The following is a 19,470-nucleotide window of genomic DNA, read 5'->3' as shown; positions in this document are numbered from 1 at the left end:
GATGAAGTGCTACGGTGATTTTTTTAATTTGGCTCATATCGAGAGTGACAGCCTCATTTATGGGCCAGGTAAGCGATTGGTGGTGTGGTTTCAAGGCTGTGCCCTTGCTTGCCAAGGTTGTTGGAACAAGGCCATGTGGTCATTTAAAGAGAATCAATTGATCCATCGAGAGCAATTGTTAGAGCGAATTTTAGCCACGCCGCAGATCCGTGGTGTGACTTTGCTCGGTGGTGAGCCTTTGCATCAAGCGGATAATGTTTGGTGGTTATTTGAGCAAATCAAACAGCGTTCAAAGTTAACCACCTTTTTATTTACCGGGTTTGAAATGAGTGAACTTGAAGCATTTGGTTTTGCAGAGCGTATAGAAAATCTGTGTGATATTGTTGCAGTTGGTCGATATAACGAGAGTTTGCGTAATATCAATCAACAGTGGATAGGTTCAGATAATCAACAAGTTATTTTTCCGAGCAATTCACGAGAACAAGATAATAGAGTTTCATTAAATCAGGTAGAGTTGATTATCGACGATAAAGGTGGGATCACAACACTAGGATTTCCAAGTGACGAATTAATTACCTCACTAAATTGGCGTTCTTAACTGAATTTATTTGAAACTATATTTTCTCTAAATTCAAATTAGTGAAATTATAGTTTCACTTTCATCTCCAAGCTGTAAAGCAATAAATTGCCAATCTCTCGAAGTAAAGTGAGCCAAGATCTGAACAGGTCATGTCGATTTTTTACTGTTTTTTCGACATGTCTTTCTTGTGTGTCGATACACTCGACATATAAACACTCCATCCATACGACTCACCAAAACCGAGTTTTGAGTAGGAAACTTCAAAGCAGTACGCTGTTCTTTGGGCTTTTGGGGCAGTCTGGGCAAAGCCTTAATTCACGCTACTTAGCAACACGCCAACCCTGCCCACTCGGTATTTATCACTTGGGGCACTATGTAAATACTGGGGCAAGTAGCTACTCGTACCCTTAGAAAGCTGCACGATCTGAGCATTTATCTGCCTACTGCGTCCGTTTAGTACTGGCAAACTCCTAACTGAACTTAACAGATCAGTGAGGAAGCAAACAATGAACCCAACCACACAATCATCCACCACATCAACACACCCAGCGCGTCAGCAGCGGATTTTGCGTTTGCCCGAGGTAAAGGCCAAAACAGGCTTTGGCCGCAGCACCATTTATGCCCTGATGGCCAATGGTGAATTTCCCCGTTCCATTCGTATTGGCGCGCGTGCCGTGGGCTGGTTAGAAAGCGATATCGACCAGTGGATTGAAACCCGCCGTATCGGTGCTGCTTATGGCCGTGGATAAACCATCAGCATTAAACCAATTATCTGCCAGTGATATGCCTAGCAACGAGCCAAAATTACCAGCTGGTTTTGCCTATAACGCGCAAAACTGGCTGGTGATGCAACCGGCTGGGCAAGATAGCCCAGTTAAAATCTGCTCTTGGTTGCAAGTAGCTGCTCGTACTCGCGATCCGCAAGGGGACAACTACGGTTATTTATTGCACTGGTTAGACGATGACAATCGCCATCGCTATTGGGCCATGCCCGCAGAACTCTTAGCCGGAGACGGCAGCGAGTACCGCCGAATCCTGCTCAGCCGAGGCATGCGGCTAAGCAACAGTGTCAAAGCGCGGCAGTTACTCTCGCTGTTTATTCAACAAATGGGCGAACTGGCCACGCAAAAGGCTATCAGCGTGAACTGCATTGGCTGGCATCACCACGCTTATGTGCATCCGCGCCTCACCTTTTACCCAAGCGAACACAGCAACAACCCGCGCATGGTGCTGCAAACCATGCACCCGATAGAAGGCTTTATTCAACAAGGTAGTAGCGACAGTTGGCGGCAGCACGTTGGCCGTTATTGTCTGGATAACCCGCTATTGATTGTTGGTGTCTGCGCTGCGCTGGCCGCGCCTTTGTTGCACTTGTGCGGAGTGGATGGTTTTGGTTTACACCTCTACGGTGCCAGCAGTACTGGTAAAACTGCGGCGCTGTATCCGGCATTATCGGTGTGGGGCGAACCTAATCAACTGCGCCACAGTTGGCGTGCCACGGCCAACGGTTTAGAAGGTACAGCATTAGCGCATAACGATGCCTTGCTGGCGCTCGATGAAATGGGCGAAGTTGACCCAAAAGAGGCGGGCGATGTCGCTTATATGCTTGCCAATGGTCAGGGTAAAACACGAGCAGGCAAATACGGTGAAATGCGCTTACCCGCCCGTTGGCGTTTGGTGTTTTTATCTACTGGCGAAGTGACGCTCGAAAGCCATCTTGCCAGTATCGGCAAGCGCGTAAAAGCCGGCCAGCAAGTGCGCGTGATTGATCTCAGTGCCGATGCTGGAGCGCAAATGGGCGTGTTTAACCAGAGTCATGGTATGAACGCTGCCGATTTAGCCGATCACCTAAAACAGCAAAGTCGCCAACATTACGGCAGCTTGGCTTTGGACTGGTTACGGTATTTAACGCAGCACAGCGCTCAGGTGCGCCCCGTTTTCCAAAATGTACGCCAACGTTTTTTAACCGGCTTACCTCCCGAGTCAGACGGCCAAGTGCGCCGGGTCGCCGAAAAGTTTGCCTTACTGGCTAGTGCTGGGTTGTTAGCCATTCAAGCCAAAGTACTCGATTGGCCAACCCAAAGTGTCGAAGCCGCTTGTTTAAGCCAGCTAAACCAATGGATACTCGCCCGTGGTGGTGTGGCCGCCAATGAAGACCAACAAGCCATTCGCCAAGTGCGCAGTTTTATTGAGCAGCATGGCGAAAGCCGCTTTACGCCCAAACAAACCGGTTACAGCAGCCAAGTACGCCAACGCGCGGGTTGGATAGACACCAGCGGCCCACAAACCCTCTACCTGTTTTACCCAACTGGCTGGCGTGAAGCCACCGAAGGCCTAAGCTCAGATCGCGCCGCCAAAGCGCTGATGGCCGCAGGCTACCTAGTCCCCGATGGTAATCGGCCACAGCGCAAAGTCAGCCTGCCCGACAACACCCGCCCACGCATGTACTGCGTTAAAGGCAGCATCTTGGATGACTAAAGAGGCGATGAATCCTATGTAGGCTTGTCGCCTTGTAGTGAACCGACAGTCAACATAAATAGCGAGCGAGGCTTGAAGTCCAACGCAGACAATACCGCTAGAGGCATTCCCGTGAACCGCTAGCGTACCAACAACCAGCACCGAACGAATAACAAACACGCTCAATTATTTGGTTTTAACTCAAATAAGTTGAGAATAATCATAATCGTGGTAGGGTAAGCAACAGTGAAAAATCCCCAAGTTTATGGTTAAGAAAACACCGTGGAGAGAGCATGATCCGCTGCCACCTAGCCCGATTAATGGGTGAGAGAAAAATGCGTATTAGCGACGTGATGCGAGAAACCGGCCTCAGCCGTACCACCGTCACGCTACTGTACAAAGAAACTGCGCTTAAGGTGGACTTAGAGGCATTAGATAAACTGTGCGATTTGTTTAACTGCGATATACACGAACTACTCGAAAAATCGCCTGCGGCCTCCGCTGTGAATGAGAATACAAAATGACCCTAATTAACATCAAAGACCTCGAAGCACATCTCTGGCATGCAGCCCACATTATTACCGGGCCTATCGATGCATCGGACTACAAGACTTACATTTTCCCGATCCTCTTTTTCAAGCGCATTTGCGATGTGTACGACGAGGAATTTATCGATGCCATGGAACAAGTGGGCGATGAAGAACTTGCCAAAAGCGAGATGTTTCACCGCATTCAAATTCCACAAGAGTGCCACTGGAAAGACGTTTTTGCCGAAACCAAAGACATAGGCCAAGCCTTAAAAGATGCGTTTCGCGGTATTGAACTGGCTAACCCAAAGCTACACGGCATATTCGGCGATGCCAGCTGGACCAACAAAGAACGTCTGTCGGATGAACTCTTAGCTACCTTGCTTAACCATTTCAACAAAGTGAACCTGGGTGTAGCGTCTGTTCGTGACGACGATATGGGCCGAGCCTACGAATACCTCATCAAACGCTTTGCTGATAAGGCCAACAAAAAAGCCGGTGAATTCTATACCCCGCGCACCATTGTTCGTTTAATGGTTAACATCCTAGACCCGCAAGCGGGTGAAAGCGTCTACGACCCAGCATGTGGTACGGGCGGGATGTTGCTTGAAACCATCCACCACGTTAAAGAAAACGGTGGTGATCCGCGTTTGCTAAAAATCAAAGGCCAGGAGAAGAACCTCACCACCGAGGCCATTGCCCGCATGAACCTGTTTTTACATGGTCAGGAAGATTTTGACATCGTTCGCGGCGACACCCTGCGTGAGCCGAAGTTTTTGGTGAATGATCGCTTAGAAACCTTTGATTGCGTAATCGCTAACCCGCCATTCAGCCTCAAAGAGTGGGGCTATGATCTCTGGTCTGCCGACCCTTATGGCCGTAAGCAATATGGTTTAGCGCCTAAAACCAACGGTGACTTTGCCTGGGTACAACATATGTTTGCCTCGTTAAACAAGCAAGGGCGCATGGCAGTGGTATTGCCGCATGGCGTGTTATTCCGTGGAGGGGCCGAAGGCGCAATCCGCACCAAGCTGCTGCAAGAAAACCGCATCGAAGCCATCATCGGCGTAGCGTCAAACCTGTTTTATGGCACAGGCATTCCGGCCTGCATTTTAGTACTGCGCAAATCACGCCCAGCCGATCATCAAGATCACGTGCTGATTATTAATGCGGAAGAAATCTTCACCAAAGGCCGTGCCCAAAATACCTTGTCTAATGATCAAGCCGACGAAATTTTTAACATCTATCGCCAGCAAGAAACCTTAGGCCCTAAAGCCGAAGAAATCGAAGGCGTTGCGCGCTGGGTGGCGTTAACTGAGATTGAAGAAAACGACTTCAACCTCAATATTGCACGTTATGTACAAAAACCACTGGAAGAAGAAACCATCACAGTGGAAGAAGCGCTAAAAGACTTCCAACAAAAGCTGGCCGCCCTGGAGCACGCCGAAAATGAACTGGAAGCACTGCTGATCAAGGAAGGGTTTGAATTATGAGCAAAAAGCTCACGGTGATGGTGTCATCCACCGTTTATGGCGTAGAAGAACTGCTCGACCGCGTATACTCACTACTCACCGCCTTTGGTTATGAAGTTTGGATGTCGCATAAAGGCACAGTACCGGTATCCTCCAACGAAACCGCCTTTGAAAGCTGCTTAAAAGCAGTAGAAAAATGTGACCTATTTTTAGGCATCATTACCCCACAATACGGCAGTGGCGTTGATGCAACGGGACTATCGATTACCCATAAAGAGATGAAAAAAGCCATCGAGCTGAATAAACCTCGTTGGTTTTTAGCGCACGATCAAATCGTCTTCGCCCGCCGCCTATTAATGGATTTAGGTTACAAAACCCAAGAACAGCGCTCAGAATTGACACTGCGCAAAGGTGCAGCGTCCATTTCCAATATTAAGGTGATCGACTTATACGAAGACGCCACCATGGAACAACTGCCACTGGATGATCGTCAAGGCAACTGGGTACAAAAGTTCGATCGTGACGACGACGCCAACCTTTTTGTGGTCGCGCAATTCTCTCGCTATCAAGACGTAGAGCAGCGCCTGACCGAACATTTTCAAAATGTCAGTCAAGTGAGCGCCTCAGTAGGAGCAAGCCATGAGTAAAACGGCCGCACAACTCAAGCAACTATTGTCGCTGGGCGAAAATCAAACCCTTGAATACCTTACAAGCTGCGAGTTAAAACACTGCGGTCCGCAAGTATGTGCCTTTTTAAATACCCAAGGTGGATACCTGCTATGTGGAGTCGATGACAACGGCCAAATCAAGGGCGTAGAGCATGCCGAACAAGTAGCTGAACAGCTCGAAAGCCAGCTTAAATCGGCCATTCAACCGCCAGTACTGTTTTCGGTAGAAGTACAGCAAGTCGAAAACAAACAGCTATTAGTGGTTGAAGTGCCGGCCGGCAAAGACATCCCCTACGCCTTTAACAGTGACATCTACATACGTGCTGGCGAACAAACCCAAAAAGCCGATGTCGATACCATCCGCGACATGGTTATGCGCAAGCAAGTAGAGCCTACCCGCTGGGAGCGTTTGTTCTCGTCTGAACTCGACGAACAAGGTTTATCAGCCAGCGCTTGTAAAAAACTGCTATCCGCCAAACGCATTCCCAAAGAAGTCGCGCAAGCCGAACAAGGCATACTGCACCAGTTGCAATTGTTATCCTTGGCCAAATACGGCCGCTTAACCAATGCCGCCGATGTATTACTGGCCAGTGCACCGGGTAAACGCCATCCGCAAGCCCGCGTGCGTGCGGTGTGTTATCGCCATAAGGCCGACGACGAATATCAGGATTTACAGCACATAGATGGCCCAATGGCCGAAGTGATCGAGCAGCTTATTACCTTTGTGATGCGCAATACGCCATCGCGCGCACGCTTTAGCAGCGCTAATAATCAGCGCGAAGACATCCCCATGTACCCGGAACAAGCGGTACGCGAAGCCATTGTCAACGCCTTTGCCCACCGCGATTACAGCAACTTTGCCGGGGGCATTAAGGTTGAAATTAGCCCTGCGCACCTGAAAATTTGGAACGCCGGTGCGTTTCCGCAAGGCATCGACGAGTACAAAATTCAGCAAGGCCATATCTCGGTACTGCGAAACCCTGACATCGCTCACGGTTTATACCTGCAAGGCTATATGGAAAAGCTCGGTCGCGGCAGTGTAGTCATTCAACAAGCTTGTAAAGCAGCGGGCCTACCCGCGCCAAAATGGCACTCCGACAGCAGCTCCGGTGTGACTTTGACCCTGTTCGCCACGGAAGTCACCACGGAAGTCACCACGGAAGTCACCACGGAAGTCACCACGGAAGTCACCACGGAAGTTACACGGATGATCAGCCTCATGAGCCAAGAGCATAGCCGCGACGAATTAATGGCATTAATGGCACTGAAAAACGCCGAGCATTTCCGTAAACACTACTTAAAACCGGCACTGGAGATCACTCCAGCCTTGGTAGAAATGACCATTCCAGACAAGCCAACCAGCCGTAACCAAAAATACCGTTTAACCGCGCTTGGCCAGCAGCTAAAGCAACAAGTACAGCAGCAACTAAGCGATAAGAAGACATCATGAGCGCATTAAATAAGAAAAAATTAGAGGATTTGCTCTGGGGCGCCGCCGAGTTTTTGCGCGGCCAAATCGACGCTTCAGACTACAAGCAGTACATCTTCCCGCTACTATTTTACAAACGCCTGTCGGATGTGTATTTGGAAGAATACACCGAAGCATTGGAGATCCATGAAGGCGATGCCGAATATGCTGCCATGCCCATGTTCCACCGTTTTGATATTCCCAAGGAAGCCCGCTGGGAAAAGGTGCGCCACACCAGCAAAAACATTGGTGAGGCTATTCAAAATGCACTGCGTCTCATTGAAGCCAACAACCCGCGCTTACATGGCGTGTTTGGTGATGCCCAGTGGACCAACAAAGAACGTTTACCCGATCACCTGCTATCAGACCTCATTGAGCACTTCAGTAAAATTCCGCTGGGCATTAAATCGGTCGCTCAGGATGACCTGGGGGAGGCTTACGAATACCTCATCAAAAAATTCGCCGACGACTCCGGCCACACCGCCGCCGAGTTTTATACCAACCGTACCGTCGTGCATCTGATGACGCGCATCATGGGCTTAAAACCCGGTGAAACCGCTTATGACCCCACCTGCGGCACCGGCGGTATGCTGCTTAATGCGGTAATGGATCTCCGTTCTCAAGGTAAAGAGTGGCGTTCTGTACATTTACACGGGCAAGAGGTTAACCTGCTAACCTCTGCCATCGCCCGAATGAATATGTTCCTGCACGACATTGAAGAGTTCGATGTGCTGCGCGGCGATACGTTGGCTGAGCCCAAGTTTATTGAAAACGATCAGCTCAAGCAGTTTGATGTGATTTTCGCTAACCCGCCTTACTCCATCAAAAAGTGGAACCGCGACAAGTTCGCTGCCGACCCTTATGGCCGCAACCTCTACGGCGTACCACCGCAGGGCTGTGCCGATTATGCGTTTTACACCCATATCATCAAAAGCCTAAAGCCTGATACGGGTCGCGCCGCTATGCTCTGGCCACACGGCGTTCTGTTCCGCGATTCTGAGCAAAGCATCCGAAAGCAAGTGATTGAGTCCGACATCATTGAGGCAGTGATTGGCCTAGGGCCAAACCTGTTTTACAACTCGCCGATGGAATCCTGCGTAGTGGTGCTCAATTTCAATAAGCCCGCTGAGCGAAAAAACAAGGTGTTGTTTATCAATGGCGTGGAACACGTTACCCGCGAGCGCGCCCACAGCCGCTTATCGAATGAGGACTTATCCGTGCTCTGCGAGGCTTACTTCACGCCAGAAAAGCAAAGCGACATCACCGCCTTGGTAGATATCGCCACTATCAAAGAGAACCTCTACAACCTGTCGATTCCGCTTTATGTGCAAGCTCAAAACAACGGCGAAGTGCACGATATTGAGCATGCTATCGAGGCATGGAAAGTTAGCCGGGTGCAATTGAAAAAACAAACCAATAAGTTATTTAAAAGTTTAAAAGAGCTTGGATTTGAAGTTAACGGTGAGGAAGTGCAGTAATGAGTGATAAACAAACCGTTAAATTTGGTGATATTTGCCGCGAAGTAAGGCTCACCACTAAAGACCCTATTGCTGATGGCTATGAGCGTTATATTGGTTTGGAACATTTGGATTCAGGCTCGCTCAAGATCAAGCGTTGGGGAATAATTGCCGAAGATAACCCAAGCTTTACTCGGGTGTTTAAGAGGGGGCATATCTTGTTTGGTAAGCGCCGCCCTTATTTAAAAAAGGCGGCGATTGCCGAGTTTGATGGGATTTGCTCGGGGGACATTATAGTGTTAGAGGGCAAGGCTAGTAGTACCACTGAAAGGCTCCTTCCATTCTTGATTCAATCAAGCGATTTTTGGAATCATGCAATATCCACATCAAGTGGGTCGTTATCCCCAAGAACAAAGTTTAAAGAATTACAAAAATTTGATGTTTTAGCTTTGGATAAAAAGGAAGCTCTTGTTGATATTTTTGAGAATTCAGAGTTTGCCTTGGGGTTAGCTATCGATGCTTTGGAAACTGCCGAGCGACTAATATATCGAATGCGTTCAGAGTTTTTTAGTGTAGAAGGAAGAAAAATAAGGCTATCTGATATTGCAGATGTGATTATGGGGCAGTCTCCAAAAGGGGCTAACTGCTTCGCAAATCCAAGTGATTCAATGTTGCCATTACTAAACGGGCCTACAGAGTTTGGAGAAGTGAACCCTACTCCTGTTCAATACACGAATCAAATAACTCGCGAAGCTCCTATTGAGAGCGTGTTGTTTTGCGTTCGTGGAAGTACGACAGGGAGAATGAATATAGCGGATCAAAAATATTGTATTGGTCGTGGTCTAGCCGCTATTTCCTCGCGAAAGCCCTATATAAACCAGAGATATATTTATCATATTTTAGAATACTTAAAAGATGCTATTTTTGAGCAAGCAAAAGGCGCCGGCTCTACGTTTCCCAATATTTCTGGAAATGATTTAAAAAAGTGGGAGCTGCCAGAGTTAACACCTGACAACGTTGCTAGGGTGACCACCGCTTTGGAAAATCAAAACCAAACAATAATAGAGATTAAACAGCGGGTAAAAGCTATAAGAGCGTTGCAAAGTTGCTTGCTGAATATGGATTAACTTTTGGAAATTGTAATGTTTAACGAACAAACCGTCACAGAAAATGGAATTATCGACCGCTTAAAGGCTTTGAGCGGGGTAAAGTGGACTTACTGCCACGGCGAGAACCTGCCCAAACAAGCGCAGGATATCTTTGTCGATGAATGGCTCAAAGACGCGTTGTGTTTGTTAAACCCTGATATTGCCAAGCAGCCGGATTACGCCGATGAAGTGATTTATAAGCTGCGTGGTGTGGTGCTGGAAGCGCGTCATACCGGCTTGGTAAAAGCCAATGAAAACTTTCATGAATGGCTAATGGCCGAAAAAACCTTACCCTTTGGTGAGAATGGCGACCACATCACCATCAACCTGATTGATTTCGACAATATCGACAACAACCACTTTGTAGTGTCGCAGCAGGTGCATTACATCGCAGCTACCGAAGTCTATCTTGATATTGTGCTCTATGTGAATGGCATACCCTTGGTGGTGGGCGAAGTGAAAACCGCTACCCGCCCGAGTGTAACCTGGCAAGACGGCGCCGCCGATTTCATGGGCGGTAAAAAGCACTATTGGAAAAACGTTGAACCCTACTTTGTACCCAACCTGCTGTGTTTTGCCAGTGAAGGCAAAACCTTTGCTTATGGTGCCATCAATGCCCGGGTAAAAGACTGGGGCCCTTGGCACAATACCGACCTGCGCGATGACATTTTGCCCGGCTTGGCATCGGTGCTGGACAGCTGCGAGGGCTTGTTAAACCCGCAAACTTTATTGCAGTTGCTAGAATCTTTCGCACTGTTTTCAACGGTTAAGACCGGTAAAAACACGCCACCCAAGCGCATTAAAATTCTACCGCGTTACCCCCAGTTTGAAGCAGCCAAGCAGATTGTTGACCGTGTGCGCAAAGGCTACCCGAAAAAAGGCCTGATCTGGCATTTCCAAGGCTCGGGTAAATCCTTACTCATGCTCTACGCCGCCAAAATGCTGCGTAGTGATAATGCCCTGAAAAACCCCACTGTATTGATCGTAGTAGATCGCCGCGACCTGGACAGCCAAATCAACGAGACCTTTGGCGGTGCCGACGTTAAAAACCTGATCAAGGTACAGAGCTGCAAAAAGCTTGGCGAACATATCGAACAAGACAGCCGCGGCATTTTAATTACCACCATCTTTAAGTTTAAAGATGTCGAGATTGATGATAGCAACCCTAATGGCCTTAACAGCCGCGACAACATTATTGTGTTGGTGGACGAAGCCCACCGCACGCAGGAAGGTGGCTTGGGTGAGAAAATGCGCTGGGCCCTGCCACAAGCGCACTTTTATGGTTTAACAGGTACACCGATTTCTGGTATCGACCGCAACACCTTTAAGCTATTCGGCGCCGAAGAAGACCCTGGTCGCTACATGAACCGCTACAGCTACAAGCAGTCAATCCGCGATGGCGCCACTAACCCGGTCAAGTTTGAACCACGCTTGGCTGAGCTGCGAGTAGACCGTGATGCTATCAACCAAGAGTTTGAGCAGCTCGCCAAAGACAATAATCTCGACGACGAAGAAAAAGCCGCACTATCTAAACGTGCGGGCAAATTAGCAGTAATGCTTAAAGCGCCTAAACGCATGGCCGCAGTCAGCGCCGATATTGCCGAGCACTTTACCAGCCACGTTAAGCCGAAAAAGATGAAAGGCATGGTGGTGGTGTACGACCGCGATGCCTGCGTGCAGATGTATTATTTGCTGGGTGAAAAGCTCGGCTTTGATGCCGTTGAAGTGGTGATGAACGTCGATCAGGCACCGGTAAAAGCCGAAGAAGGCGGTAAAAAAGACAAGCTCAATAAAGACTGGCGTAAATGGCACGACGATTTAGAACTGCCGATTAAACAAGCAGATTTTGAGCGTTGGCAGCACATAGATGCCGAAGACCAAACCCAGAAAGACTTAATCGAAAGCTTTAAAGACCCCAAGCATCCGTTGCAGCTGATCATCGTCACCGCCAAGTTACTTACCGGCTTTGACGCGCCTATCTGCTATTGCATGTACTTGGACAAGCCGCTGCGCGATCACACTTTGCTACAGGCCATGTGCCGCACTAACCGTTTGTACGAAACGGACGATGTGCGCAAAGACATGGGCCTCATCATTGATTACCTTGGCGTGTTTGAGAACCTGCGCACCGCGCTGGCCTACAACCCGGAAGAAATCGATGGCGTGGTAGAAGGCATTGAAGCCTTTAAAGAATTATTGCCAGCCCAGTTAGACAAGTGTTTGTCCTTCTTCCCTAACGTAGATCGCACCTTAGAAGGCTTCGAAGGCATTATGGCGGCGCAAGAATGCCTGCCAACCAATGAAAAGCGCGATGAATTTGCCGCGAGCTTCGGCGTATTAGCCAAGCTATGGTCGGCCATTAACCCAGACACCTTCTTAGCCCCGTATCGCAAAGACTATAAATGGCTGGCGCAGATTTATGAGTCAGTGCGCCCCGTCGGCCAAACTGGCGCTTTGGTGTGGGCGGCGCTTGGCCCAGAAACCATCAAGATGATCCACGAGCATACCGACATCAATCGCATCCGCGACGATATCGACGAGCTGATCATGGATGAGCACGCCATTTTTACCCTGACGGATAAAGAACAAGAGCAACGCGCGAAGCGCCTCGAAATTGACTTGATGGGCCGCCTGCGCGGCAGCAACGACCCTAAGTTTGTCGAGTTAGGTGAACGCCTAGAAAAACTGCGCCAAGACTATGAGTCTGGCGTGATCAAAGCCATCGACTGGTTAAAAGGCCTGTTAGATGCCGCTAAAGACACAGTGCAAGCCGAGCGCGAAACCGGCGAGCATGTCGTGACCGAAGAGGACAACAAGCAGGCTTTAACCAAACTCTTCCTGGAAACCCGCCCAGAAACCACACCAAAGCTAATCGGCGATGTGGTTGAGCAGATCGACAAGATCGTAAAAGCCACCCGGTTTGAAGGCTGGCAAAACTCCAACAGCGGCCCGCGCGAAATCCAAAAGGCGCTGCTAGTGACACTGGCCCAGTTTGGCTTGGGTAAAGATAAAGAGCTGTTCGCCAAGGCGTATGGGTATATAGAAGAGCATTATTAAAATGGAATTTAGAGTAATTAAGCGCGATACCAGGATATCTGGGGCGCACTGTAACGTTGTTTTCCTGCGTATTGACCATTGGAATGATTATTCCTTTGTGACGCAGTTTCACATGGTTGTGTATGACAAACATGGTACTAGCCATGATATTGGTGACGTCAAAATCGGCTTTAAAGGCCAAACAAGTGAAACAGCTACCTATGAAAAGCTTGGCGATGGATTTACAGAGCTTGATGACGAGTATTTTTCACTGGGAGAGTCTATCGGCTTTTATAAAGCTATTTCAGCACTTGGTGATGAAGGGCGTAACATATTAAAGAAGCTGAACGATCTAGCCAGTACCCCCGCTCTTATTGAAAGTATTAGAGAGGAGGATGTCTTTAGTGTGTCGCTGTTAAGAGATACAAGCCTGTCGGTGATTAAAGGACAGTATCAAAGAGTCTTAAACGGAGGCAAAGAGCTTACTGATTTTGAGTTTTCTTATGTCAGAGAAGGTTCTGAAAAGTTTAGTAGTATTAAACTCAATTTTGATGTGGCCGTCGAGTCCAAGCCTAGTACTAATATCCATGCAATTATCGGGAGAAATGGTGTTGGTAAAACAACGTTGCTCAATGACATGATAAACGCAGTGACCAATTCCCCCGCTTCTATGGGGAAATTTATAGATCGATCTGGGTGGCGCGAGAGTGATATAGGTGACGAATATTTTAGTAGCTTAGTGTCTGTTTCTTTTAGTGCATTTGACCCATTTGTACCTCCAAATGAACAACCAGACCCAGCAAAGGGCACTTGTTACTATTACATTGGTTTAAAGGACGTTCGCACGAAAGGATATCATAGAGATATAGACTCATTGCAGGCTGATTGTTGCAAAGCGCTAACGACTTGTTTCAACGATCCTGACAAAGATAAATTGTGGTGCAATGCCATTGAAGATCTTGGTTATGATGAGAATTTTTCTTCTGCTGATTTACTGAATTTGAGGGAGTGCTTTTTCAAAACTAAACAGACGATGAAAAAGCAGATTGATTCAAATGATTTTAAAGAAAGTTACCTTGGTGAAATCAAGCCAATCCTAGACGGACTAAGCTCTGGGCACGCTATTGTATTGCTAACTATAACTAGATTAGTTGCAACAGTTCAGGAGAAAACGTTAGTTTTAATCGATGAGCCCGAAAGTCATCTTCATCCACCGTTGCTAGCTGCTTTTGTTCGTGCGCTTTCAGAGTTGCTATTGGCAATGAATGGAGTATCAATCATTGCGACGCACTCACCTGTTGTACTTCAAGAAATACCGAGAAAGTGTGTGTGGAAGGTTTATCGTCAAGGTGACAATACGATAGTTGATCGGCCTAAAGTTGAAACCTTTGCTGAGAATCTAGGTGTCTTGACCAGCGAAGTTTTTAGCCTAGAGGTTGAGCTATCAGGTTTTCATAACATGCTTAAGAAGTCCGTAGACAGCGGCGCTTCATACCAAGACATTCTCCAGGGTTATCGGAATCAAATTGGGTATGAAGGTCGGGCTATCTTAAAGGCGCTAATTTCAGATCGTGATAAGGGACGCTCTGATGATTAAGATAAAACTATCAGAAGACTATAGTTACAATGATGTTTTGGAACTGTGTGTAGAGGGTATAACCGGCAATACTCAGTTAAGAAAGCAAGTTTCTGATGAGCGCGCAAACTTCTTGCCATTTAAAGACGAATATGAAAAAGCAGCAACCAAATCCCAGCTCTTTTCTATACCGTCAATAGATACAAGCACAACACAAAACCCTAATGTTATTGGCCCTTTGAAAAAAAATGATCTTGAGAAGCTCTACACTCAGTATTTTGCAGATAAAAATAAGCCAGCCAGGAAGGTGTATGATGCAATTAAAAATTCAGCCAAAGAAAGTTGTCCATTTTGTGGTGGGATAGGGACGCCCAAAAATGTTGATCACTTTCTACCTAAAGCTCATTTTCCGCAATTTTCTGTTTTGCCTTTTAACCTTGTTCCAGCATGCAGGGATTGCAATATGGAGAGTAAAGGGCATGGTTACGCGATAAAAGAAGAAGAGCAAATAATCCACCCATACTTTGAAGCTGCACATTTCTTTAATGAGCAGTGGATCTTCGCAAATTATTCAGCTGGGACCGGTGACGATGATCCTGGTTTTTTTGAATACTGTGTTGTGCCGCCAGTCACATGGTCTGAAACTGATAAAAAGAGAGTTGCAAAGTATTTTAAGGATTTTGATTTAGCTACTAGATACGCTACGCAAGCTGCGAAACATTTGAAAACTGTACTCGCGCAAATTAATCGAAATTTAAATAAAAATGTCCCTGTCGAAGAGGTTGTCGAAGACTTACTAGAGCCAGTATTAGATGAGTGTGAGTTTGTGAATCATTGGCAGTATGCAATGTATCAGGGATTAATACGGTTTTTAACCGAGTAATGAACTTTTTGGTTAAAACGGGAAAGTGTTGTACAAAACGCAACCATCTGGAAATTCCGAATAGTTCAAAGTGAAGCCTGAGTAAAAACCTAACAGAGAACGCTCTAGCCAAAAACATCGAGCTATTTGATACTTTTGATATTAAAATCGCACCAACAACACCCCTCCCGCTACCCGTTAGATCAGCGCCCTGTGAGGGGTTACTCTTTTTTCAGGCTTCTAATTTTTGGTACCGTAATGAGTTACGGTACCAAAACTCGCTTTAATCCACACATCATTCTCCGGCCCACAAAGGTGGTGCAGCAGCGCTAGATTGATTTGGTGGCTGATCACGTTGGCGTTTCGTTTTCCGTTGTCTTTTCTTAAACCACTCAGCAATAACCCCGTGCACGTTTTTCCTATTTGCTCCGGCGAACTGGGCAGGCAAAAAGCTCGGTTTTGCTGATTGGGGTGTAAGGTAGCGCGTTTCCCTGTTTTAGATAAAGGCGTAATGCACCAAAAGATACAGGCGTTGGCGGGCGTGTTTGCGAGCAATGTGTTGGTTTGACTCGTGCCATTCCTATCTGTCGGTAATAAATGTGCCGGTAACAAATGCGCTGGTAACAAAACTAGCCCGCCTTGGGCGTGGCCATCAACCTCAGGTAAAGGCAACCAATACAGGTTTGGCCATTGCTCGGGGTACTGCCATTTTTCTAAGATCGCTTTTGCACCAATGCTGTTCAGCCATTGGTAAATAGGGCAGCCAGGGTGTGCTTGTTTAACCCGTGGTAGCTGATAGGCCAGCCATCGGGTTAAACGTTCGGCTGCATTCTCGCACTGGCTTAATGCTGGGTAGAGGGTAAACGCGCCATGCCCAACCAGTAAAGCGACCACCTGCTGTATCCATTCTCTATCCCAATTGTTACCACTTGCCCATAACACGCCACTTACCACCTTGTTGGTTTTTCATGCTGTCTATTTTCAGTCGTCGGGTGCAGACGCGGTGGTGAAATAGATGAAAGAAATGGCCATCAAACTAACCAGTCAAATCGGTTTTTTATGATGACCAGTGCGCGGCTAACTGTTTGATATACATAGTCCAATACGGTGCTGTTTGGCGGCATTTGGCTAGTGCAAAAAAATCGAGACGCCAAACGATCGTTTGCATTCTGGGTTAGAAAAAACAAACAGTTTGTACTTTGATGCCGAGGTTGGTTTAGGGTGCAAAAAGTGCCAAACCTTGCTTTGATCCAGTACTGGCAAGGCTTAGCAGCGTTGGATTTAAATCGAGAAGCCAAACAGTGAATGGGCTAATTTCCCTGTTTGGCGTTTCGATCCAAAAGCCAAACGGATAGTGGTTTTGGCGTATGGGGGTAAAGGCATGGGGAAGTGTTTACTGAAGTGCTGCTGTTTATTTTGGCTTGGTATTTGATGAAGGGACGTTTTCTAACTTCAGTGAAGGTTGCTTGTTACTGTTGTCATCAATGTACTTAAGGGCGTACCCCATAGCCTTGTAGCTTTTCTCGCGTTTTTTAAACATGCGTTGCAGCATAGGGAGGGCGCAGTCCACATAGTCGTGAATGGTGACTTGTGTTTTTCCTTCCGATTCACGATGAATACGACCGGCATATTGAGCCAATGTACCTTTCCATGCGATGGGCATGGCCAAAAACAACGTATCCAGTCTTGGTAGGTCAAAGCCTTCGCCCACATATCTTCCTGTTGCGACGACGACTTGAGCCGATTGCAGATGATTATCTGCATTCTTGCGTTCGGCAGCTTTCATGGCGCCTTTGAGTACGACAGTGCTTATACCCATCTTGGTAAGTTGTGAGTGTATTTCCTCTGCGTGCTCTCTACGCTCTGTAAGGACTAGCGGGTGTCCGCCATTTTGAACACACTGAGAGGCGTCTGAGACAATTTTTGACGTGCGCTGTCCATTATCGGCGAGCCAGCGGTAGGCATCGCTTATTTTTGGGCGCTCATCTGTTTTTATTAGCTCAGCTGGCGGTATATCGTAGAGCTGATGAATCATCACGGTTTGAGTAAATTGCTCATCAGGACTTTGTTTCACTTTATAGCGAATGGGCCCTGCCGCCATAAAAATGATTTTTTGATGACCATCTTGTCGCTCAGGTGTTGCTGTTAGGCCCAATACAAATTTTGCTCTTGCCTCGTTGAGTACCATTTCAAACCTTGGCGCAGATAGGTGGTGGCATTCGTCAACAATAATATGGCCGTAGTCTTGAATGAGAGGCGTGATGGAATTGTCTTTTTTATTAACCAAACTTTGGTAGGTGGCTATGTCGATAATGCCACTCGGCTTTCTTTTACCCCCGCCTATACTGCCAATGGTTACTTCGGGTAGGAACGTGCGCAAGCGCTCTTGCCATTGTTCAAGCAGTTGTCGGCTATGAACCAGTATGAGGGTATTTACTTTGCGTTTTACGATCATGCCGATGGCAGTAACCGTTTTTCCAAATGCGGTCGGCGCATGCAAAATACCGAAGTCATGTTTAGATATTGCGGCCACTGCGTCTCGCTGGTTCTTTCGCAAAGTGAACTCAGGGGTAAGTTTTAATAATGGCTTACCGGTTTCACGCTTATCGTCAAATAGTGGCGAAATGTTTTGCTCTTGTAGCAAAGCAATCGCGTCATCAAGACAGCCTCGCGGTAGTGCTAGATAACCGTTTTCAATACGAGCACAGGAAATAAACCTTGGAATGCCATGGGTTGAAAAGCGCAACGCTTGTGTTTTAAAAAACACAGGATTAGAAAAACTCGCTAATCGCTTTAGTCCGGCCAGTAGTGGCCCAGGTAACTCGCTCATCAAAAAGTAGATATGGTTGGCCAAGGTAATGGTCACGTTTTTCGGCAAAGACTCTAATTTTATTGGTGTGGCTTTGGCTGTGATTTCCCAAGGAGGGTGGTTGTCTGTTAGCCCTTGTTCGGACAGTAATAAGGTATTGGGTGAAATGGTTGTTATGAGTTGATCAATACTCGACTGAGTCAGCGTTTTAAGCCTAGCAAGGTACTGCCATTGATCATCGATGGCATTCAGATCACTGTCAACAAAGCAACTACGGCCTGAAAGGCGAGCCTCCTTTTGAAGTGGTAGCGCAATGAGATTGCCAAACCCGCCTTCAGGAAGTACATCTTGGTTAGGAAAGAGCCTGTCATAGGAGTCAAACGATAGATTTGGAAATATTTCCATGGCTTTATCAAGCAAAGCGAAACCCAGTGCCCGAGCTTGGTTCGCTGGGATATTGGTTTCAAAAAAGATCCATAAGTGCGCCCCGTTGCCAGAACGCGAGATTTCTATCGCGTGCGGAATATCAAACGCTTGGCACGCTTTAGACATTGCTTTGACTTCTTCTTGCCAACAGCCTTTGTCAAAATCGGCTGCCAACAAATAGCACGTATTATCTTTCAGTAAGGGATACAGCCCCACCACTTGATGACCGGCAAGGTGCCTGTAAATAATGCGCTCGTTTAGTTCGCTAAACTTTCGGTGTGAACAGTCTTGGCATTTAATGCGGGGCTTGTTACAAACCCCGTTTACCCATTCATTATCACAGGCTACGGAATAGCCACTGCGCCCCTGTTGATTTTGCCAACGATTGGCGAAGATATCCTCTCTTCCACGAAATCGTTGTCTGAATAGGGCGACTTTTTGTTCTGGCGTGAATGTCTGTACTGAACGCTCGCTTTGAGTGCTACGCAAAGCCTCTCTTAATGCGAGAAGCCGCTGCTTTTCGTTTTCAAGCTCAGCTAGCCTGTTATCAATAGCCGAAATATTTGGGTAGCGAGCGTCATTCATGACAACATAATTTTTATGTGCAGCGCTATGAAGCGCGAACTTGCGGTGGCTTGATCAGTGACTCTGCTGGAATACCTAGCCCTTCATGAAGTTTCCAAATCATTTTTAGCGTGAGTGATCGCTTATGGTTTAGGATTTCATAAACACGATTGCTTTTACCTATCATGGGTTCAAGATCTTTAACCGTTAAGCCTTTGCGCTCCATCTCAAACTTTATTGCCTCAACAGGGTCTGGCAAATCCATTGGAAAATGCTTTGCTTCGTAGGCTTCAACTAACGTAACCAAAATGTCCAGCTTTTCGCCTTCGACGGTATCAGGCTCCGCCATCATTAGGTTTTCGATGTCGTTTAATGCCGCGCGGTAGTCGGCATCTGTTTTAATAGGTCTGATGTCCATTA

General features: G+C 47.2%; 15 protein-coding genes. 12 read left to right on the top strand and 3 right to left on the bottom strand.

Going from position 1 to position 19,470, the window contains the following annotated elements; translation table 11 throughout:
• The first annotated feature begins 1 nt into the window (after position 1).
• From ACF8CV_RS21630 to ACF8CV_RS21575, 12 genes are all read left to right on the top strand, one after another.
• Complete coding sequence (locus ACF8CV_RS21630) at positions 2–598, top strand: 4Fe-4S single cluster domain-containing protein (RefSeq protein WP_392417525.1); 597 nt, start codon at positions 2–4, stop codon at positions 596–598.
• A 488-nt stretch (positions 599–1,086) separates the two neighbouring features.
• Positions 1,087–1,329: an AlpA family transcriptional regulator gene (locus ACF8CV_RS21625; protein WP_007146785.1), complete on the top strand. Its 243-nt coding sequence runs from the start codon at positions 1,087–1,089 to the stop codon at positions 1,327–1,329.
• Positions 1,316–3,058, top strand: a complete 1,743-nt coding sequence (locus ACF8CV_RS21620) for a DUF927 domain-containing protein (RefSeq protein ID WP_392417523.1) — start codon at positions 1,316–1,318, stop codon at positions 3,056–3,058. The genes ACF8CV_RS21625 and ACF8CV_RS21620 overlap by 14 nt, the downstream gene beginning before the upstream one ends.
• 272 nt (positions 3,059–3,330) lie before the next feature.
• Positions 3,331–3,561 carry a helix-turn-helix transcriptional regulator gene (locus ACF8CV_RS21615; RefSeq protein ID WP_000617363.1) on the top strand — a complete coding sequence of 77 codons (231 nt, stop codon included), beginning with the start codon at positions 3,331–3,333 and terminating at the stop codon, positions 3,559–3,561.
• The gene (locus ACF8CV_RS21610; RefSeq protein WP_392417520.1) at positions 3,558–5,057 is read left to right on the top strand and encodes an N-6 DNA methylase; all 1,500 of its coding nucleotides are present in this window, start codon (positions 3,558–3,560) and stop codon (positions 5,055–5,057) included. The genes ACF8CV_RS21615 and ACF8CV_RS21610 overlap by 4 nt, the downstream gene beginning before the upstream one ends.
• The gene (locus ACF8CV_RS21605; RefSeq protein WP_392417517.1) at positions 5,054–5,683 is read left to right on the top strand and encodes a DUF4062 domain-containing protein; all 630 of its coding nucleotides are present in this window, start codon (positions 5,054–5,056) and stop codon (positions 5,681–5,683) included. The genes ACF8CV_RS21610 and ACF8CV_RS21605 overlap by 4 nt, the downstream gene beginning before the upstream one ends.
• The gene (locus ACF8CV_RS21600; protein ID WP_392417515.1) at positions 5,676–7,154 is read left to right on the top strand and encodes an RNA-binding domain-containing protein; all 1,479 of its coding nucleotides are present in this window, start codon (positions 5,676–5,678) and stop codon (positions 7,152–7,154) included. Before ACF8CV_RS21605 ends, ACF8CV_RS21600 begins: the two co-directional genes overlap by 8 nt.
• Complete coding sequence (locus tag ACF8CV_RS21595; RefSeq protein ID WP_392417512.1) at positions 7,151–8,650, top strand: N-6 DNA methylase; 1,500 nt, start codon at positions 7,151–7,153, stop codon at positions 8,648–8,650. The genes ACF8CV_RS21600 and ACF8CV_RS21595 overlap by 4 nt, the downstream gene beginning before the upstream one ends.
• Positions 8,650–9,756, top strand: coding sequence for a restriction endonuclease subunit S (locus ACF8CV_RS21590; protein WP_392417509.1), 1,107 nt, complete (start codon positions 8,650–8,652; stop codon positions 9,754–9,756). Before ACF8CV_RS21595 ends, ACF8CV_RS21590 begins: the two co-directional genes overlap by 1 nt.
• 15 nt (positions 9,757–9,771) lie before the next feature.
• The gene (locus ACF8CV_RS21585; protein WP_392417506.1) at positions 9,772–12,834 is read left to right on the top strand and encodes a type I restriction endonuclease subunit R; all 3,063 of its coding nucleotides are present in this window, start codon (positions 9,772–9,774) and stop codon (positions 12,832–12,834) included.
• 1 nt (position 12,835) lies between these two features.
• Positions 12,836–14,410 carry an AAA family ATPase gene (locus tag ACF8CV_RS21580; protein ID WP_248385795.1) on the top strand — a complete coding sequence of 525 codons (1,575 nt, stop codon included), beginning with the start codon at positions 12,836–12,838 and terminating at the stop codon, positions 14,408–14,410.
• Positions 14,403–15,272: an HNH endonuclease gene (locus ACF8CV_RS21575; protein ID WP_224638914.1), complete on the top strand. Its 870-nt coding sequence runs from the start codon at positions 14,403–14,405 to the stop codon at positions 15,270–15,272. Before ACF8CV_RS21580 ends, ACF8CV_RS21575 begins: the two co-directional genes overlap by 8 nt.
• 219 nt (positions 15,273–15,491) lie before the next feature.
• Here the strand turns inward: ACF8CV_RS21575 and ACF8CV_RS21570 are convergent, their stop codons facing one another.
• The 3 genes from ACF8CV_RS21570 to ACF8CV_RS21560 all read right to left on the bottom strand — a co-directional run bounded on the left by ACF8CV_RS21570 (position 15,492) and on the right by ACF8CV_RS21560 (position 19,468).
• Positions 15,492–16,193 carry a hypothetical protein gene (locus tag ACF8CV_RS21570; RefSeq protein ID WP_332192423.1) on the bottom strand — a complete coding sequence of 234 codons (702 nt, stop codon included), beginning with the start codon at positions 16,191–16,193 and terminating at the stop codon, positions 15,492–15,494.
• 469 nt (positions 16,194–16,662) lie between these two features.
• Positions 16,663–19,071 carry a DEAD/DEAH box helicase family protein gene (locus tag ACF8CV_RS21565; RefSeq protein ID WP_392417501.1) on the bottom strand — a complete coding sequence of 803 codons (2,409 nt, stop codon included), beginning with the start codon at positions 19,069–19,071 and terminating at the stop codon, positions 16,663–16,665.
• Positions 19,072–19,096: 25 nt separating this feature from the next.
• Complete coding sequence (locus tag ACF8CV_RS21560) at positions 19,097–19,468, bottom strand: type II toxin-antitoxin system HigA family antitoxin (protein WP_000354815.1); 372 nt, start codon at positions 19,466–19,468, stop codon at positions 19,097–19,099.
• Positions 19,469–19,470: the final 2 nt, after the last annotated feature.

It is taken from the genome of Vibrio sp. zbq_1, assembly GCF_043102935.1.
GTDB classification, from domain to species: Bacteria; Pseudomonadota; Gammaproteobacteria; order Enterobacterales; family Vibrionaceae; genus Vibrio; species Vibrio parahaemolyticus.
Note: the sequence above shows the minus strand (reverse complement) of the source record. Positions and strands in the feature narration are given on the sequence as shown.

Excerpts from the sequence above, each read along its gene's own strand:
- ACF8CV_RS21630 (WP_392417525.1), top strand. The coding sequence starts at position 2 with ATGAAGTGCTACGGTGATTTTTTTAATTTGGCTCATATCGAGAGTGAC.
- ACF8CV_RS21625 (WP_007146785.1), top strand. The coding sequence starts at position 1,087 with ATGAACCCAACCACACAATCATCCACCACATCAACACACCCAGCGCGT.
- ACF8CV_RS21620 (WP_392417523.1), top strand. The coding sequence starts at position 1,316 with ATGGCCGTGGATAAACCATCAGCATTAAACCAATTATCTGCCAGTGAT.
- ACF8CV_RS21615 (WP_000617363.1), top strand. The coding sequence starts at position 3,331 with ATGATCCGCTGCCACCTAGCCCGATTAATGGGTGAGAGAAAAATGCGT.
- ACF8CV_RS21610 (WP_392417520.1), top strand. The coding sequence starts at position 3,558 with ATGACCCTAATTAACATCAAAGACCTCGAAGCACATCTCTGGCATGCA.
- ACF8CV_RS21605 (WP_392417517.1), top strand. The coding sequence starts at position 5,054 with ATGAGCAAAAAGCTCACGGTGATGGTGTCATCCACCGTTTATGGCGTA.
- ACF8CV_RS21600 (WP_392417515.1), top strand. The coding sequence starts at position 5,676 with ATGAGTAAAACGGCCGCACAACTCAAGCAACTATTGTCGCTGGGCGAA.
- ACF8CV_RS21595 (WP_392417512.1), top strand. The coding sequence starts at position 7,151 with ATGAGCGCATTAAATAAGAAAAAATTAGAGGATTTGCTCTGGGGCGCC.
- ACF8CV_RS21590 (WP_392417509.1), top strand. The coding sequence starts at position 8,650 with ATGAGTGATAAACAAACCGTTAAATTTGGTGATATTTGCCGCGAAGTA.
- ACF8CV_RS21585 (WP_392417506.1), top strand. The coding sequence starts at position 9,772 with ATGTTTAACGAACAAACCGTCACAGAAAATGGAATTATCGACCGCTTA.
- ACF8CV_RS21580 (WP_248385795.1), top strand. The coding sequence starts at position 12,836 with ATGGAATTTAGAGTAATTAAGCGCGATACCAGGATATCTGGGGCGCAC.
- ACF8CV_RS21575 (WP_224638914.1), top strand. The coding sequence starts at position 14,403 with ATGATTAAGATAAAACTATCAGAAGACTATAGTTACAATGATGTTTTG.
- ACF8CV_RS21565 (WP_392417501.1), bottom strand. The coding sequence starts at position 19,071 with ATGAATGACGCTCGCTACCCAAATATTTCGGCTATTGATAACAGGCTA.
- ACF8CV_RS21560 (WP_000354815.1), bottom strand. The coding sequence starts at position 19,468 with ATGGACATCAGACCTATTAAAACAGATGCCGACTACCGCGCGGCATTA.